This window comes from Coprococcus sp. AF51-11b1 (genome assembly GCF_027682785.1).
GTDB lineage: Bacteria > Bacillota > Clostridia > Lachnospirales > Lachnospiraceae > Allocoprococcus > Allocoprococcus comes.
Genome location: NZ_JAQCZB010000005.1, coordinates 110410 through 127494 on the forward strand (window position 1 = coordinate 110410; position 17085 = coordinate 127494).

The following is a 17085-nucleotide window of genomic DNA, read 5'->3' on the forward strand; positions in this document are numbered from 1 at the left end:
TACTTATAAAGAATGACGATTGTCGACAGTCGCCAAAACAGAAAGGAAATAAAAAGTAATGGGAAAAGCACAGACTAATGAAAAACATCCAAAAGGCTTTTATGCCTGTTGTATCACATTTATGTTTGAACGCCTGGCATTTTACGGAGCAAAGCCAATCTTGCTTCTATTCCTGATCACTGCAACTTTACAGGGTGGTCTTGGTATTGAGCGAACAGATGCGGCAGTCATGGCAGCGAATCTGACAGCGTACACCTATATGGCACCGCTGATCGGAGGAATTATCTCTGACAGATGGCTGGGAGCGAGATATGCGATCTCTCTGGGATATATTATCATGGCAATCGGATATCTGGTAGGCTGGAAGGCAACAGGTCCGGGAATGGTCAATCTGATGATCATTCTTGTATCGATTGGAACCGGTCTTTTCAAAGGAAACTTAAACGCTCTGATCGGAAGACAATATCAGAACAAAGAGCTTCTAGATGCTGCATTTTCCATTCAGTATTCTTATGTAAATGTTGGGGCTTTCGTAGGTTCACTGCTTACCGGATTTTTGTATCTCCACTTATTTAAAAAAGGCGATGTGCTTGGATTCCGTCAGTGCTTCTTTGTGGCATCGATCTGGTGCATCGTTGGTCTGGCATGGTTTGTGCTGAACTGGAAAAACCTTCAGGGACAGGGTGTGAAACCATTCAAGTATCTTACGGATGAGAATGGAAATGTGATCGGGTCTAACGAAAAGAAAGAAGATGGGAAGAACGACAAGCAGCCGCTTACAAAATTGGAAAGAAACCGTATGATAGCGATCATTCTTGTATCGGCACTCTCTGTTATCTTCTGGCTGTTCTACTATCAGCAGGATCTTGCGCTTGTCATTTATATGACCGATTATGTGAAGATGAGTATTGGCTCTTTTGACATTCCGCCGTCATGGGTTACTACTACATGGAACGGACTTTTGTGTGTTGTTCTTGGTGGTGTGATGGCAGCCATCTGGAAGAAACTTGCCGAGCGTCCGCAGGGCGATATGAATATGTTTAAGAAAGTAGCACTTGGCTTCCTTTTTGTAGGACTTGCGTTTGGAGTAATGGTTGTTTGTGAACTGGTTCGCGGAGTTGGCGCAGATGCTTCTGTAAAAGCAAGCGTTTTCTGGCCATTCCTGTTTGTAACGGTTATTACAATCGGAGAGATGTGTTTCTCACCGCTGCGTAATGCATTTGTAAGTAAGTATGCGCCGAAGAAATATCTCTCACTTTTGATGGGGGTTATCGCAATTTCTACATTTGGCGCAAACAAGTTAAGCCCGTTTGTACAGGCATTTATTGAAAAATTTGATGTGTTCCCTGTATTTGTTGGAATCACAGTCATTATGTTAGTATTTACAGCACTTATCTTCCTGGCTAACAAGAAGCTGAACAGCCTTGTTGAAGGGAAAGAAGAAGCTTAAATGATTCTGCCAAAAAGAGAAAAAAGAAGTCCGGTGATCGAAGGAAAGATCACCGGATTTTCTTTTAACCGAGCATTTCGATAAATGCCCCGAGTCTTGTATTGATCTGTGCCTGGTCACCAGAAGAATAGTCTGTATTGATCGCAATATACGGAAGTCCTTTTTCTTTGGTAACAAAGGTGCGGATTGCATCGGACTCAATGGCAAAGGTATGACATGCCTGCAGAAGGACCTCAACGACACCATCTACCTGATATTCATCAATCTGGGCATCAAGCGCCTCGAGACGTCCCGGGTTCGGACTCATGACCGAACAGTTTACACGAAGATATTTTTCGGCGATTGCAGTGATTGGATCCTTTGTCTCATCAATCGGATCTTTTTTCTCACGTGGACCGCAACAGTTCTCAAAGCCGACAACATCTGCTCCGAGTTCTTCAATCTGGCGTACAATTTTGTCGATCACGCCGGTGGTCGGACATCCGGTAATGAGAACTCTCGGACGGGATGGTTTGCCTTTATATTCCTTTTCATAAAGCTCTTTAAGCTCAGCGGTACGGTGTTCCAGGTATTTGATTTTTTCTTCCAGATCAACCGTGAATTCGTTCGAGGAAATAACCGTGTTGATCTCATAACCGGTAATCGGAGTCGGTTTTAAGCGTCCAATCTCAAAGAAGTCAAGGACGGCCTTGCGTTCCCGGTTGCGAAGATGGATTGCTTTGCGGATCTGCTCATCTGTGATCCTTATATGATAGAAATCCTCCAGATCTTCTTTGACGCTGATTACCTCCTGTTTCCAGAATTCCAGCGCACCGCGGCCGGTTTTTCCTGGCGGAAGCTGCATAATATGGCAGTGCTTAAGCTCAGACATCAGTTCATACATTTTCTTTTTTCCATCGCAGGTTGTCTCTGCGAGTACCATGTCCGAAAAATAGAAGAATGGACAGCGGTCAGCGAGGGCGGCACCGTAGCTTGCCTTGATCAGAGGACAAAGGTTCTGTGGCAGTCTGGTCTCTGCGATCGGGATATTGTCATCTCCGATCCCGCAAAGTACAACTGCAGCTGCGTCTGCAGCTTCAATCAGTTCCCATGGGGTGTAGGTACAGAAAACTCCGACAATTCTGCGCCCGGACTCCTTCAGCTCTTTCATTTTCAGAAAAGCATTCTTTCTTGCTTCCGGATAGGTTTCAAAATCTTCCGGTAATTTTAAATTGGTCATTTTCAGATCTCCTTTTTTATAAATGATAATTTTATCATAAGTGTTTTTAAACGAGATGTATAATTGATTTTTTTTATAAAGAAGGAAATTTAAAGATGTTTTCAATGGAAATTCTTAAGAATTCATGATGCCAGGAGGATAGCATTGTGATTGGATTCAAAATAAGGTATATTGAAAACAGGAACGTAAAGTAGAGCGAAAAGAAAAGGAGAACATTTATGGGGGCATTGATTCATATAGAAAATATGAAGAAAATCTACAATCCGGGTGAGAATGAAGTCCGTGCACTTGACGGGATCGATCTGGATATCGAAAAAGGAGACCTGGTTGCGATTGTGGGACATTCAGGCTCGGGAAAATCAACGCTGATGAATATGCTCGGCTGTCTGGATACACCGACTTCCGGCAAGTATGTTCTGGACGGGCAGGATGTGGCGAGTATGACAGATAATCAGCTTGCAGATGTGCGGAATAAAGAGATCGGTTTCATTTTCCAGGGATTCAACCTGATCAGTAATCTGGATGCAGTTGGAAACGTAGAGCTTCCGCTGGTATACCGCGGGGTGTCAAAAAATGAGAGAAAGCAACTTGCGATGGAAGCCCTGAAAAGTGTCGGTCTGGAAGACCGGATGAAGCATAAGCCGAATGAAATGTCCGGAGGACAGCAGCAGAGAGTTGCGGTGGCAAGAGCGGTTGCCGCAAAACCGCCGATCATTCTTGCCGATGAACCGACCGGCAATCTGGATACGAAATCAACACAGGAGATCATGGAAATCCTGAAAGAACTGCACAGGTCAGGCAGAACGGTTATTATCATCACACATGATGAAGAGATTGCCAGTCAGGCACATCGGGTGATCCGGATACTGGATGGCAGGATTGAAGAAGATTATTGTAACAGGTAATGCACAAAGTTAAAGTTCGTTTTGGATTTCAACTAATCTTTTAAAATCTTTTAAAATGCAACATTTTCGTTTACCTTTCCAGGTAAATGCGGTAAAATAAAAGAAAAAGGAATCTGGCATCAAAAGCCAGATAAGACAGGAGGGTTTTTGTATGAAGATGATTATGGCAATCCTGCATAAGGATGATGAACTGGAGACGATAGAGGAACTGAATATTGCCGGATACATGGTAACAAAGCTGGCTACAACCGGTGGATTTCTGAAGAAAAAGAGCACCACGATCATGGTTGTAGTGGATGATGAGAAGGTAGCAGAGGCACTGAAGATCATCAAGAAGAATTCTGGCGAAAGAAAGACGATCACTTATGCAAACCCGGCATTGATCTCAGGACAGAGCAGCATGAGCGCAGCACCGTCTGTTCCGATCAATGTGCAGGTAGGCGGAAGTACAATTTTTGTACTGAACGTGGAGCAGATGGAGAAATACTAAAGTTTATGGAAATTGTAATCTTGAGTTTTACAGATGCAGGTTGTCAGATGGCCTGTAAAGTCAGAGAGAATTTCATACAAAGCGGATACCGTGTCAAAGTGTATACTTTGACACGGTTTTGCAGATTATACGGATTTCATGCTTTTCCGGAAGATAAGAAAAGCTGGATAGGCAGCCTCTGGGGAGAGAAGGCTTTGTTTTTTATCGGGGCGGCAGGAATCGCAGTGCGGATGATCGCCCCTCATGTGAAAGACAAATTTACCGATTCGCCGGTTCTGGTGATGGATGAAAAAGGAAGCTATGTGATTCCGCTCCTGTCGGGACATGTGGGCGGAGCTGTAGAGCTTGCAAAGGAAATCGCGGAGAAAATAAATGCGCAGGCAGTACTTACTACAGCAACGGATGTGGAACAAAAGTTTGCAGTAGATGTATTTGCAAAAAGCAATGGTCTGGTACTGACAGACCGGAAAAAGGCAAAGGAGATCTCAGCTGTGGTTCTGGATGGGAATAAGATTGGACTTTACAGTGTATTTCCAGTAGAAGGAAAGTTTCCGGAGGAATTAAAGCTATGTGAAACAGAAGAGTTTCTCAGAAACTATCCATATGGAATCCGGATTGCAGGAAGAAGTGGCGAAAGGCGGGAAGAAGAGACGATTCTGGATCTTCCGCCGAAGAACCTGGTGCTAGGAATCGGATGTCGCAAAGGGATTTCCGAAGAAGAAATCCAAAGCGCGGTCAATGAGGCAAAAAAGATCCTTGGATTTACAGAAAAGGAAGTCATTGAGATCGACAGTATTGATCTGAAAAAAGAAGAAGAGGGATTACTTTCTTATGCGGCAAAGTGGAAGCTTCCATTTTACACGTTTTCAGCAGAAGAGTTGGGAAAGGTTAAATGTGTCGGCTCCCATTCGGAGTTTGTCCGGAAGGTCACGGGTGTGGACAATGTCTGTGAGCGGGTGGCGATCCTTGCAGCCGGAGAGGATGGCAGGCTTCTGATGCCGAAGCAGTGCATGAACCGGGTGACAATAGCAGTGGCAGAAAAGAAGGTAAGGATCAGAATATGAAGCGGATTTTAATATTTTCAGGGACAACAGAGGGAAGGCGGATTACGGAATTTCTGGATGGAAGAAATGTAAAAGTTTATGTCAGTGCCGCAACCGAATATGGAAAAGAATGTACCGGAGAGCATGAGAATGCGGAAGTCTTTTTTGGACGTATGGATCAGAAGCAGATGGCAGAGATGATAAAGGAAAAGCAGATCGATCTGGTGATCGATGCAACCCATCCATTTGCACAACTTGTGACTGGGGAGATAAGGAGGGCCTGCGAAATCTCCGGTGTGCAGTATCTGCGTTGCCTGCGGGAGGAGATGGAAGCAGTGCCGGATGAAGCGGATCGGGTGATCTGGGCGCAGTCGGTTGAAGATGCGGTGGAATATCTGCAAAATACAGAAGGAAAGATTCTGATTACCACCGGTAGCAAGGAACTGATAAAATATACAAAGCTTACGGATTATAAAGAGCGTTGCTTTGCGAGAGTCCTCTCTACGGAGCAGGCGGTTATGGAGTCGGTCGCGCTTGGCTTTGAAGGAAAGCATCTCATTGCAATGCAGGGACCATTTTCAAAGGAGATGAACGTGGCTACGATCCATCAGACAGGCGCGAAATATTTTGTGACCAAAGAATCGGGAAAAGCCGGAGGCTTTGGAGAAAAGGTACAGGCGGCAAAGGAAACAGGGGCAGTTCTTGTTGCGGTAGGAAGACCAAAAGAAACAGGGAGAACATTTTCAGAAGTCTGTAAATGGCTGGAAAAGAATCTGTAATAAAAGTTCAGAAAATAGTTATGGGGAGATAAAGTCAGAGATCAGAAAGGCAGATGGGGAAGATGAATCTGACAGATTTGCATTATGTAGTTGAAATCGATAAGAGTGGATCAATCTCAAAGGCGGCGAAGGAACTTTATGTGGCGCAGCCAAATCTTAGTAAAGCGATCAAGCATCTGGAGCGGGAATTTGGAATTTCTATCTTTGAGCGGTCGTCAAAGGGAGTTAAGGCGACAAGAGAAGGACAGAAATTTCTGGAGTATGCCAAAAGGATCATTTACGAAATAGAGGAAATGAAAAGGGACTGCAGTGATCTGGGGAAAGAAAATCTCTCATTTAAGATTACTGTTCCGAGGGCAAGTTACATTTCCAGTGCATTTGCAGAGTTTATCGGAATGCAGAGCAAGGAAACGGCGATCAAAGCAGAATTTCAGGAAAGCAGTTCTATGCATGCCATTGAAAATGTGTTGCAGAACGGGTATTCCATGGGAATCATCCGGTATCTGTGCGAGAATGAACCTTATTTTCAGTCGCTTCTTGATCTGAAAGGGCTGGATGCAGAACTTCTGGCAGAGCTTCCGTATGTGATCTTAACTTCTGCGGATGGAGATCTTGCAAAGAGGGAGTTAAAGACAAGAGAAGAACTGGAAGATGGTGTGGAAATCCTGCATGGGGACTGGAAACTTCCGACCGGAGAATACACCGAGCTGAGTGAGAATGGAGAGTCGCTTCATCCACATAATAAAATTTATATTTTTGAAAGGGGAAGCCAGTTTGATATTTTGCGGGAAGTAAAAAACAGTTATATGTGGGTATCGCCAGTACCGGAAAAATTAAGAAAAAACTACAATCTGGTGCAGAAGCATGCCGGATTTTCCAGACAGATGATCCGGGATGTGCTGATCTACAAAAAGGGTTATCAGAAAAAATTGTACGAAAGAGAATTTATTGAGCATTTAAAAGAAACAATCCGTGAAATGATGTAAATGAGAGCAGAATGATATATCGGACCAAGATATATCCATTCTGCTCTTTTTGTGTATTTGATGAGCTGGGTACACATTTATCCGTCTATTCATAAATACTAATACTTTTGATTCTTGTATTATTATATATTGGAAAATATATAGCTATCATATATGAAACGTATAAACGAAAACTATAGATATATGTTATAATGTCATAAAAATAATAGAATAATAAGAAGGAAATGTACAATATGACGAAGGAGGAAATGGAATGTTAGATGCATCTTATTATCAGAAAACGGATGAGATCATTGCCATGCATACAAGGGAGGAACGCTCATTGATACCGATCATTCAGGATATTCAGGAGGAATACCGTTATCTTCCACCGGAACTGCTTACCTATGTAGCAAAACAGATCGGGATTACAGAGGCAAAAGCGTACAGTGTGGCAAGCTTTTATGAGAATTTTTCATTTGAACCGAAAGGAAAGTATGTGATCAAGGTCTGTGACGGAACAGCCTGTCATGTGCGTAAATCCATTCCTATCCTGGAAGCGCTGTATAAAGAGCTGGGGTTAAATGAGCACAAGCATACATCAGACGATATGCTTTTTACAGTAGAGACTGTATCCTGTCTTGGAGCCTGTGGACTTGCACCTGCGATCACAGTTAATGATGAAGTACATCCGAAGATGTCACCGGAGAAGGTAATCAAACTTCTTGAAGAACTGAGAGGTGAAGAAAATGAAAATTGAAAACAGAACGGAACTGAAGGAATATCGTATTGAATGTCAGAAAAAACAATCGGCTGACTGCAGAGTACTGGTTTGCGGGGGAACCGGATGTCTGGCAAGTGGATCAGGCAAGATTTATGAAAAGTTAAAAGAACTGACAAAAGATCATACAGGGGTAGAAGTAAAGATCGGGGAAGAAATCGCACATACAAAGGTTATGAAGAGTGGATGTCATGGCTTCTGCGAGATGGGACCTCTGGTAAGAATTGAGCCATATAATTATTTATATATTAAAGTAAAACTGGAAGACTGCGAAGAGATTTATAACGAAACAATCCTGGGTGGCAGACCGGTAGAGCGACTTCTCTACAAGATGGATGGAGTGACCTATCCGTCACAGGAAGAGATTCCGTTCTACGCAAAGCAGACCAGACTGGTACTGAAGAATTGCGGACATATCGACGCAGAGCATATTGAGGGTGCACTTGCAGTCGGTGCTTATGCCGGAATCGAAAAGGCACTCTTTGAGATGACACCGGAAGCAGTGATCCAGACAATCTATGATTCGAATCTGCGTGGACGTGGAGGTGCCGGATTCCGCACCGGCAGAAAGTGGCAGCAGGTTGCTTCCCAGAAAGAAAAGATCCGCTATGTGGTCTGCAATGGTGATGAAGGTGATCCGGGTGCATTTATGGACCGAAGTATCATGGAAGGTGATCCGCACCGTATGATCGAGGGCATGATGATCGCAGCATATGCAGTACAGGCACAGGAAGGCTATATCTATGTACGTGCAGAATATCCGCTTGCGATTGAAAGACTGAAGACAGCGATCAGCCAGGCAGAGGCAATCGGACTTTTAGGAGACAACATTCTTGGAACCAATTTCAGTTTCCATTTACATATCAACCGTGGTGCAGGTGCATTCGTCTGTGGAGAAGGCAGCGCACTGACGGCATCCATTGAAGGAAAACGTGGAATGCCGAGAGTAAAACCGCCACGTACAGTAGAGCAGGGATTATGGGCAAGACCAACTGTTCTTAATAACGTAGAAACCTATGCCAATGTTCCGATGATCGCAACAAATGGTGCAGACTGGTTCAAAGGAATCGGTACACCAGAGAGTCCCGGAACGAAAGCATTTGCACTGACCGGTAATGTAAGAAATACAGGACTGATCGAAGTACCAATGGGAATTACATTGCGCGAAGTTATTTATGACATCGGCGGTGGAATCCAGAATGACAAGAAATTCAAAGCAGTACAGATCGGTGGTCCGTCCGGTGGATGTCTGACCGAGGATCAGTTGGACAGTAAGATGGACTTTGATTCACTGGCGAAGATCGGGGCAATGATCGGTTCGGGCGGTCTGGTTATCATGGACGAGGATACCTGTATGGTAGAGGTTGCCAGATTCTTCATGAGTTTTACACAGAGAGAAAGCTGTGGAAAATGTGTTCCTTGCCGTGAAGGTACAAAGAGAATGCTTGAAATCCTGGAGCGTATTGTAGCAGGAAACGGAAAACCATCCGATATGGACGAGCTTCGTGAACTGGCAGATATGATTGAGAGTACGGCGCTTTGTGGACTTGGAAAGAGCGCACCGAAACCGGTTATCAGTACCATGAATGCATTTGAAGAGGAATATCTGGAACATATCAACGAGAAACGCTGCCGGACAGGTGTCTGTTCAAATCTGCGTAAATTCCAGATCGATCCGGAGATATGCAAGGGCTGCTCGAAGTGTGCAAGAAACTGTCCGGCAGGTGCAATTGAAGGCGTGCTGAAATCTCCTTATCATATCAATCAGGAGAAATGTATCAAGTGCGGAGCCTGCATGGAACAGTGTCCGTTTAAAGCAATTCATATCGAGAAATAGGAGGAATGAGTCATGGGATATATGACAATAGATGGAAGGAAGGTAGAGTTTACAGATGAGCCGAATGTACTTTCTGTCATCCGTAATGCAGATATAGATATACCGACACTCTGCTACCATTCAGAACTGTCTGTGTATGGAGCCTGTCGTTTGTGTACCGTAGAAGATGAGAGAGGAAAGACGTTTGCATCCTGTTCAGAACCGCCAAGAGATGGGATGGTCATTTACACGAATACTCCGCGTCTTATGAAATATCGTAAGATGATTCTGGAGCTTTTACTTGCTGCACATTGCAGAGACTGTACAACCTGTATCAAGAGTGGAGAATGTCAGCTTCAGGCGCTGGCACACCGTATGGGCGTCACAACCGTCCGATTTGAAAATACAAAAGAACAGTATCCACTGGATTTCAGTTCACCGTCAATCGTGCGTGACCCGAATAAATGTATTCTCTGTGGTGACTGTGTCCGTATGTGCGACAATGTACAGTCTGTTAATGCGATTGATTTTGCATACCGGGGAACAAAGGCTCTGGTAACACCGGCATTTAACAAAAAGATTGCAGAGACAGACTGCGTAAACTGTGGACAGTGCAGGGTTGTCTGTCCTACAGGTGCGATCAGTATCAATACCAATATCGAAGTGATCTGGGATTTTCTTGCAGATAAGAATACAAAGGTGATCGCACAGATCGCACCGGCAGTCCGGGTCGCAGTCGGCGATCAGTTCGGCCTTCCAAGAGGGGAAAATGTGATGGGAAAACTCGTCAATGTGTTGCACCGCCTTGGATTTGATGAAGTTTATGATACTTCTTATGGTGCAGACCTTACGGTGATCGAGGAATCAGAAGAGCTTCTTGAACGACTTGCATCCGGAGAAAATCTCCCATTATTTACATCCTGCTGTCCGGCATGGGTAAAATTCTGTGAGAACCGTTATCCGGATCTGGCAAAAAATCTGTCAACCTGCCGTTCACCGCAGCAGATGTTTGGTGCTGTGATCCGTGAATACTATAAGGATCCGGAAAAGAATGGTGGAAAGAGAATCGTTTCTGTATCGATCATGCCGTGTACTGCAAAGAAAGAAGAGATTTTAAGACCGGAATCTTCCACGAATGGAAAACAGGATATTGATTATGTACTGACTACAACAGAGCTGATTACAATGATCCGGAAATCCGGTATCCGCTTTGAAAATCTGGAGATCGAAGCATCCGATATGCCGTTTGGTATCGGATCTGGTGCAGGTGTGATCTTCGGAGTAACCGGTGGTGTGACAGAAGCCGTACTCAGGCGCCTTCGTGAAGGACATAACCGTGTGGAAATGGATAAGATCAAATTCAGTGGAGTTCGTGGAGAAGAAGGACTGAAAGAAGTAGAGTTTGATTACAACGGACGTACTATCCATGCAGCTGTTGTCAGTGGACTTGGAAATGCAGATGCGCTGATGAAGAAGATCCAGAAGGGCGAGGTACATTACGACTTTGTTGAGGTTATGGCATGCAGGCGCGGATGTATCATGGGTGGCGGACAGCCAGTCCCGGCAGGTCCGAGAAGCAGGATAGCCAGAAGCAAAGGCCTGTATGATACCGATATCAATACGCAGATTAAGAAGTCGAATGAGAATCCGCTGATCCTGTCATTATATGATGAACTTCTGAAAGGAAAGACCCACGAATTACTTCATCGTAATTTTGAGGCAGCGAAAAAATAAAATTGTACGAAAAAGAGTATAAGACAATGCAGTCGTCGATCTGGCGGCTGCATTGTCTTATTTCAGAGTATTTTCATACATTCACTGGCACTTTTTTCTCATTTCGATCCCCTTCGCTTTCTATATATAAATGAAGTAGGTCATGAAATTATGATAAACATATAGTCATTAAGGTGTCGATTTTGAAACAAAAACTTCCGGGATTTTTAATGGAGAGTTTGGGAAAAATAGGGAAATAAACCAGGAAAGATGACTCTTGTCAAGAAGAAACATATCTGTTATAGTGAGTAAGAATAAATAAAGAAACTTTTTCAGTGCCCGACAGAAGAATTTCTGGTCGGCTTAAAAGGGAATCAGGTGAAAGTCCTGAGCGATCCGGTCACTGTAAATGAGGAGCAAAGCGGCGGCAAGCCATTGCATAAAAATGTGAGAAGGTGCAGCTTTGTTAAGATCCATAAGCCAGGAGACCTGCTGAAAGAGAGTAAATTGCTTCCGATGAAAGCGCGTTTACATACACAAAGAAATGATATCTTGCTTCATACTGAGTATGAAAGCAAGATTTTTGTGCTGCCATATATACGGAAAAGAGTTCCGGTGGCAGAGGATGTAGGTGAAGTCTGCTTTCAGGAAAAAGGAAGCAGATTTTTTTTGCATACGATGAGCCAAGTGCAGATTTATGCTTGCACGAGGAACTGAATTTGGCGAATGTACATCATCGAGCTGTCAAGCGACAAAAGATCAGGACATCAGGAGGAAGAGTTGGATTATGAAGAGGAATTCAAAACAGTTTCTTGCACTTTTCATGGCAGTTGCAATGTCGGTTACACCGGTTTCTTATGCTTACGCTGAGGACAGTGCAGTGGCAGGAGTAGAAAATACAGAATCAGGTCAGCAGACCGTAGAAGTAACAGACGGAAAAATCGGTGCGGCAGACGCAGCAGGTCAGCCGGCTGAAGAAGTGACCGGACAGGAAGAAGAAACGACTGCCGGACAGGGAACGGACGAGAATCAGAAGAGTCAGGAAGAGCCGAAAGCAGAAGAAAATGCGGCAACAGGGAATGTAACTGAGGCAGAGAAAAAAGAAGCGGGCGAAGACGGAAAGAGCGAAGAGAAGGCTGCAGAGGAGCAGAAGGTTAAGTCGGAAGAAACGGCGGAAAATGCCGGGGAAGTGAAGACGCAGGAAGCGAAAAATGTTACCAGTGATTTTGCAATGTTTAAGGTTGGATCGTCTTCTGTTGTAAAAGAAAATGATCACCTGAAAGTTTCGATAGAAACAGAGAGTAAAACTTACGATAAAATTTATATTGGAAGTAAAGCTGATACAGTTGAACGGAAAGACGAAAAGGCGATAGTTGGAACGGGAACAAGCAAAGGGTATTTATTTACGTTTGAACTTCCACTGTCAGCAGATGGAACGGATGTTGCCTTTGTACCACATAGCCAAGAGAGAGGTTGGGTGAGTAGGAAAGCAGACGGAGATTACACGCTTCATATTTCATTATCAGCAGAAAATAAAAAAGACGACACAGAAAATCCTGAACAGGGAGGCAATTTAGGAGAGAGCAAACCGGGAACCGGAAGTGGCGAAAACCAGAAACCGGGAAATGAGGACAAGAGCGTACTGGATACTGGAAAGTATGTAGTAGATGTTGATGCAGCTTCAGCTAGTGGAATGTTTCGTGTAGTAAATTGCGTGCTGACATCTGTTGGTGGCAAGATGCAGGCAGATATTACACTTAGTGGAACAGGATATGATTATTTATACGTGGGAACCGCTAAGGATGCTGAAAAAGCTTCAAAAGATCAGTTAATTGCGCCTAAAGAAATTGTAGAAGGAAAATGTGTATTTACAGTGCCGGTGGAAAGCATGAATACTGGGATTCAGATTGCAGCACATGGGGAAAAAAGTGGTAAATGGTTTGATCGTACATTAACATTCAAGACAGAAGGAATAACCAAATATGTTCAGGTAAGTGATGGCTCTTATAAAGTAAACGTAACTTCAAGTTCATCCATGTTTAAAGTTATGGATTGCATCTTAACATCAAAAAATGGGGAGATGACTGCCAAAATTACACTCAGTGGTACAGGATATGATTATCTGTATGTAGGAACAAGTGCAGAAGCAGCACTTGCAGATAAGTCCAAGTGGATTCCTTATGTTGTGGACAAAAATGGTATGTATACCTATACGATTCCGGTTTCTTTATTAGACACAGGAATTTCAGTGGCAGCATTTTCTCATAAAAAGCAAGTATGGTATGACCGTACCTTGACATTCGCCTCAGCAGGCATGAAGAATCTGAACAATAGCAATTCCACAAATGGAACTACTGGAAATAATGGCAACACCAACCAGGGAAATAACACCAGCCAGAACACTAACTTTGGAACCGGCACCACTTCCGGAGGCACAGGCACAAACCAGACCCCGGACAAAGAATCCAAATACGAGGCAGATTTAAATGGTGGAACTGCCCGTGTAAACAGTGCAACAACACTTGCAGACGGTGTCTATACACCGGATAAATTTTCCTGGTCAGGTGGAACCGGAAAGGTCAGTATCAGTTGTACCAAGATTACCGTGACAGGCGGTCAGGCATATGCTACCATTGTATTTAGCAGTGGTTCTTATGGCTATGTAAAGGCGAATGGAAATACCTATTATCCGACAACAACCGGAAGTACGTCTACATTTGTCATTCCGGTAGAACTGAACAAGAACAATACGATCATCGGTATGACAACCAAGATGTCAACAGCGCATGAAATCAACTATTCGATTTTCATTTACCTAAGTGCTGCAGCAAAAGCAGACGGAACTACAGTAAGTGGGGAGACCAATTTAAGTGCAGATACACTGGATGAGAAAGCGCCGGAAATCATGGGACTTTCTTATCAGTCTGAGACAAAGGTAGAGCATGCTAAGTACTTCAAGATCTATCATTATGATCAGGGAATCACTCTTTTAGAAATCGATCAGAGAAAAGATGAGGATACAAAAGAGACCAAGACAAAGGATACAAAAGAAGATACAGATTCCGGACTGACACCGGCACAGGAAGAACAGCTTGCGCTTTACAAAGCAAAGATCGTCCGTTATCTGATTGTCCCGGAAGACGCAGAAATTCCGGCAGGTCTGGATAAAGAAATGATCGTGATCCAGAAGCCAAAGAAGTCTGCATATGTAGGTTCAGAGGAAGTACTGGAAATCCTGGATAAGTTGAATGCAACAGACCAGATTACATCAGTAGGGGTAAAACAGAAGAACTGTAAGGTAGAAGGCATTGCAAAAGCAATGAAAGCTAAGAAGATCATTTATGCAGGAACCTATAAGAAACCGGAAAATAAAAAACTGATGAAGAGTAAGTGTGATCTTGCAATCCTTTCCAATAAAATTCTTCCGGATGAAAAGAATGAGAAGAAAATGTCGGTAGAAGATCAGCAGAAGAGATACGAAGAGCTGGCAGAAAAATTTGTTCTTCTGGATGTTCCGATGATCGTTGACCGGTCAGCAGATGAGGAAAAGGATGATGCAAAAGCAGAGTGGAGCAAGGTTTACGAGGCAATTTTCGCGCAGACAGACAGTACAGATTCTTCTGCAAAAAACTAGGCAGATTCTTTTTTGGATACAGAGGTAGAAAATGAAAAAGAGAACGATGCGTCTGGGGTGCATTCTTTTGAGTACAGTGCTGCTTGGGACGGCAGCACTGACCGGATGCGGGCAGACGAAAAAGAATACAACAGATACAAAAAAAACAGAAAGCAGCAGTACGAAAGAAAGTGCCAAAGAAAAAAAAGGTCCGGAGATTGACGGACTCACTTATGAATCCGCGATGGATCTGGAATATGCCGAAGGTTTTCAGGTATATTACTACAAAGACGGCTATAAGATGATCGATATCAAAGACGATGCAAAATTTCTGGTCGTCCCGGAAAATCAGGATGTGCCGGATGGAGCCGAGGAGGATTACGTGATCCTTCAGCAGCCGCTGGATCATATTTATCTTGCGGCGACATCTGCAATGGCACTTTTTAATGCGATCGATTCTCTGGATAATATTACAATGACAGGTACCCAGGCTTCCGGATGGTATATTGAAAATGCAGTCAAAGCGATGGATGATGGGAAAATAAAATTTGCAGGGAAATACAGTGAACCGGATTATGAGATGCTGGTGGACGAAGACTGTGATCTTGCCATCGAATCGACCATGATCCTTCACACACCGAAGGTACAGGAGATGATCGAATCTCTGGATATCCCGGTGATGATCGACCGGTCCAGCTATGAATCGCATCCTCTAGGAAGAACTGAATGGATCAAACTTTATGCAGCAATGCTGAATAAAGAAGATGCAGCGGATGCATTTTTTGAAAAGCAGGTGGAAAATGTCGATGCGCTCAAAGATTTTAAGAATACCGAGAAGACAGTTGCATTTTTCTATGTAAGCAGTGACGGAACGGTGGTAGTAAGAAGAAGTGATGATTATATTCCGAAAATGATCGAACTTTCCGGTGGAAGATATGTATTCGATGATCTGACTGGTGATGACAGTAATACTTCAGCAGTAAAACTTACAATGGAAGAATTTTACGCACAGGCGGCGGATGCAGATTATCTGATTTATAATTCAAGTATCGATAATCCAATCAACAGTGTAAAAGATCTGGAAGAAAAAGATGCACTTTTTTCTGATTTCAAAGCAGTCAAAGAAGGAAATGTATGGTGTACCGGTAAATATCTGTATCAGGCAACCGATATCGTTGGGGAACTGATCACGGATATGAATCTGATGCTGACAGGCGGCGATGAAAGCAAGATGACATTTTTATACCATGTAAAATAGAAAACGGAGAAGAAAATGGGACAGGCAGGAATGAAAAATAACTGGAAAAGGAATACAAGATATATGGGAGTCTTTGCGGTGCTGGCAGCAGTTTTTTGCATGATCGTAGTGCTGAACATCAATACCGGAAATGTACAGATCTCGGTTCCTGAGATTTTACGGATCCTGTTTCTGAAAAAAGGAACACAGGTGCAGATGAATATTATCTGGAAAATCCGCCTTCCGCGTGTCCTGATGGCAGGGATTCTGGGAGGGGCACTTGCCCTTTCCGGATTTTTATTGCAGACATTTTTTTCCAACCCGATCGCAGGACCGTATGTACTGGGGATTTCTTCGGGTGCAAAGATGATGGTCGCTCTGGCGATGATCATCTTTTTAAAATATTACACTTTGGTATCATCTTATATACTGATCATTGCAGCATTTATCGGATCTATGCTTTCAATTGGATTTATCCTGCTTCTTGCAAGAAAAATCCGGAATATGGCAACTCTTCTGGTTGGCGGAATCATGATCGGTTATATCTGCTCGGCAGTAACTGATTTTGTAGTGACTTTTGCGGAGGATTCAGATATCGTGAATCTGCATGGCTGGTCACAGGGAAGCTTTTCCGGTATGAGCTGGAGCAATGTAAAGGTAGCAGCGCTTATGGTAGGAATCACACTGATCCTTACCTTTTTCCTGTCAAAGCCGATCGGAGCGTATCAGCTGGGAGAAATGTATGCGCAGAGTATGGGGGTCAATATCCGTGTGTTCAGGGTGCTTCTGATTCTGCTTTCCAGTGTATTTTCCGCATGTGTGACCGCATTTGCAGGGCCGATTTCATTCGTTGGAATCGCAGTTCCGTACTTGATCAAGCATCTTCTCGGGACGGCAAAACCGCTGGTTGTGATACCGGCAACATTCCTTGGCGGGGCGGTGTTCTGTATGGGATGTGATCTGATCGCGCGTATGGCATTTGCACCACTGGAGCTGAATATCAGTACTGTGACTTCGATCTTTGGTGCACCGATCGTAATTTTCATGATGATAAAAGGAAGAAAAGGGAAATAA

The 17085-nt window shown here is 43.7% G+C and carries 13 protein-coding genes and 1 riboswitch; of the genes, 12 read left to right on the plus strand and 1 reads right to left on the minus strand.

The features are described 5' to 3' along the window. Positions 1-58: 58 nt before the first annotated feature. A complete protein-coding gene (locus PGY05_RS06795) occupies positions 59-1450 on the plus strand; it encodes a peptide MFS transporter (RefSeq protein WP_008371821.1) in 1392 nt (463 codons plus the stop codon). Positions 1451-1514: 64 nt separating this feature from the next. Here PGY05_RS06795 and PGY05_RS06800 read toward each other — a convergent pair whose 3' ends face one another. Then, complete coding sequence (locus tag PGY05_RS06800; RefSeq protein ID WP_055246529.1) at positions 1515-2669, minus strand: double-cubane-cluster-containing anaerobic reductase; 1155 nt, start codon at positions 2667-2669, stop codon at positions 1515-1517. Between the two features lie 218 nt (positions 2670-2887). On the opposite strand from PGY05_RS06800, the gene PGY05_RS06805 reads away from it, so the two are divergent. The 11 genes from PGY05_RS06805 to PGY05_RS06855 all read left to right on the plus strand — a co-directional run bounded on the left by PGY05_RS06805 (position 2888) and on the right by PGY05_RS06855 (position 17085). Then, positions 2888-3574 (plus strand): ABC transporter ATP-binding protein, encoded by a 687-nt coding sequence (locus PGY05_RS06805; protein ID WP_270202818.1) that lies wholly within the window; start codon positions 2888-2890, stop codon positions 3572-3574. A 151-nt stretch (positions 3575-3725) separates the two neighbouring features. Next, the gene (locus tag PGY05_RS06810; RefSeq protein WP_008371815.1) at positions 3726-4064 is read left to right on the plus strand and encodes a cyclic-di-AMP receptor; all 339 of its coding nucleotides are present in this window, start codon (positions 3726-3728) and stop codon (positions 4062-4064) included. Positions 4065-4069: 5 nt separating this feature from the next. Continuing rightward, positions 4070-5128 (plus strand): cobalt-precorrin 5A hydrolase, encoded by a 1059-nt coding sequence (locus PGY05_RS06815; protein ID WP_270475559.1) that lies wholly within the window; start codon positions 4070-4072, stop codon positions 5126-5128. Next, a complete protein-coding gene (cobK, locus tag PGY05_RS06820) occupies positions 5125-5886 on the plus strand; it encodes a precorrin-6A reductase (protein ID WP_270475560.1) in 762 nt (253 codons plus the stop codon). Before PGY05_RS06815 ends, cobK begins: the two co-directional genes overlap by 4 nt. Positions 5887-5948: 62 nt before the next feature. Further along, on the plus strand, positions 5949-6872 hold the full coding sequence (locus PGY05_RS06825) for a LysR family transcriptional regulator (protein ID WP_270475561.1): 924 nt from the start codon (positions 5949-5951) through the stop codon (positions 6870-6872). A 253-nt stretch (positions 6873-7125) separates the two neighbouring features. Next, positions 7126-7611, plus strand: a complete 486-nt coding sequence (locus PGY05_RS06830; RefSeq protein ID WP_022220742.1) for a complex I 24 kDa subunit family protein — start codon at positions 7126-7128, stop codon at positions 7609-7611. After that, the gene (locus tag PGY05_RS06835; RefSeq protein ID WP_270475581.1) at positions 7601-9469 is read left to right on the plus strand and encodes an NADH-quinone oxidoreductase subunit NuoF; all 1869 of its coding nucleotides are present in this window, start codon (positions 7601-7603) and stop codon (positions 9467-9469) included. The genes PGY05_RS06830 and PGY05_RS06835 overlap by 11 nt, the downstream gene beginning before the upstream one ends. Positions 9470-9481: 12 nt before the next feature. Next, complete coding sequence (locus PGY05_RS06840; RefSeq protein ID WP_022220741.1) at positions 9482-11182, plus strand: [FeFe] hydrogenase, group A; 1701 nt, start codon at positions 9482-9484, stop codon at positions 11180-11182. A 295-nt stretch (positions 11183-11477) separates the two neighbouring features. Further along, positions 11478-11672: riboswitch (cobalamin riboswitch) on the plus strand. A gap of 276 nt (positions 11673-11948) precedes the next feature. After that, complete coding sequence (locus PGY05_RS06845; RefSeq protein ID WP_270475562.1) at positions 11949-14795, plus strand: hypothetical protein; 2847 nt, start codon at positions 11949-11951, stop codon at positions 14793-14795. 31 nt (positions 14796-14826) lie between these two features. Beyond that, a complete protein-coding gene (locus PGY05_RS06850) occupies positions 14827-16032 on the plus strand; it encodes an ABC transporter substrate-binding protein (protein WP_022220739.1) in 1206 nt (401 codons plus the stop codon). 15 nt (positions 16033-16047) lie between these two features. After that, on the plus strand, positions 16048-17085 hold the full coding sequence (locus PGY05_RS06855) for a FecCD family ABC transporter permease (protein ID WP_008371797.1): 1038 nt from the start codon (positions 16048-16050) through the stop codon (positions 17083-17085).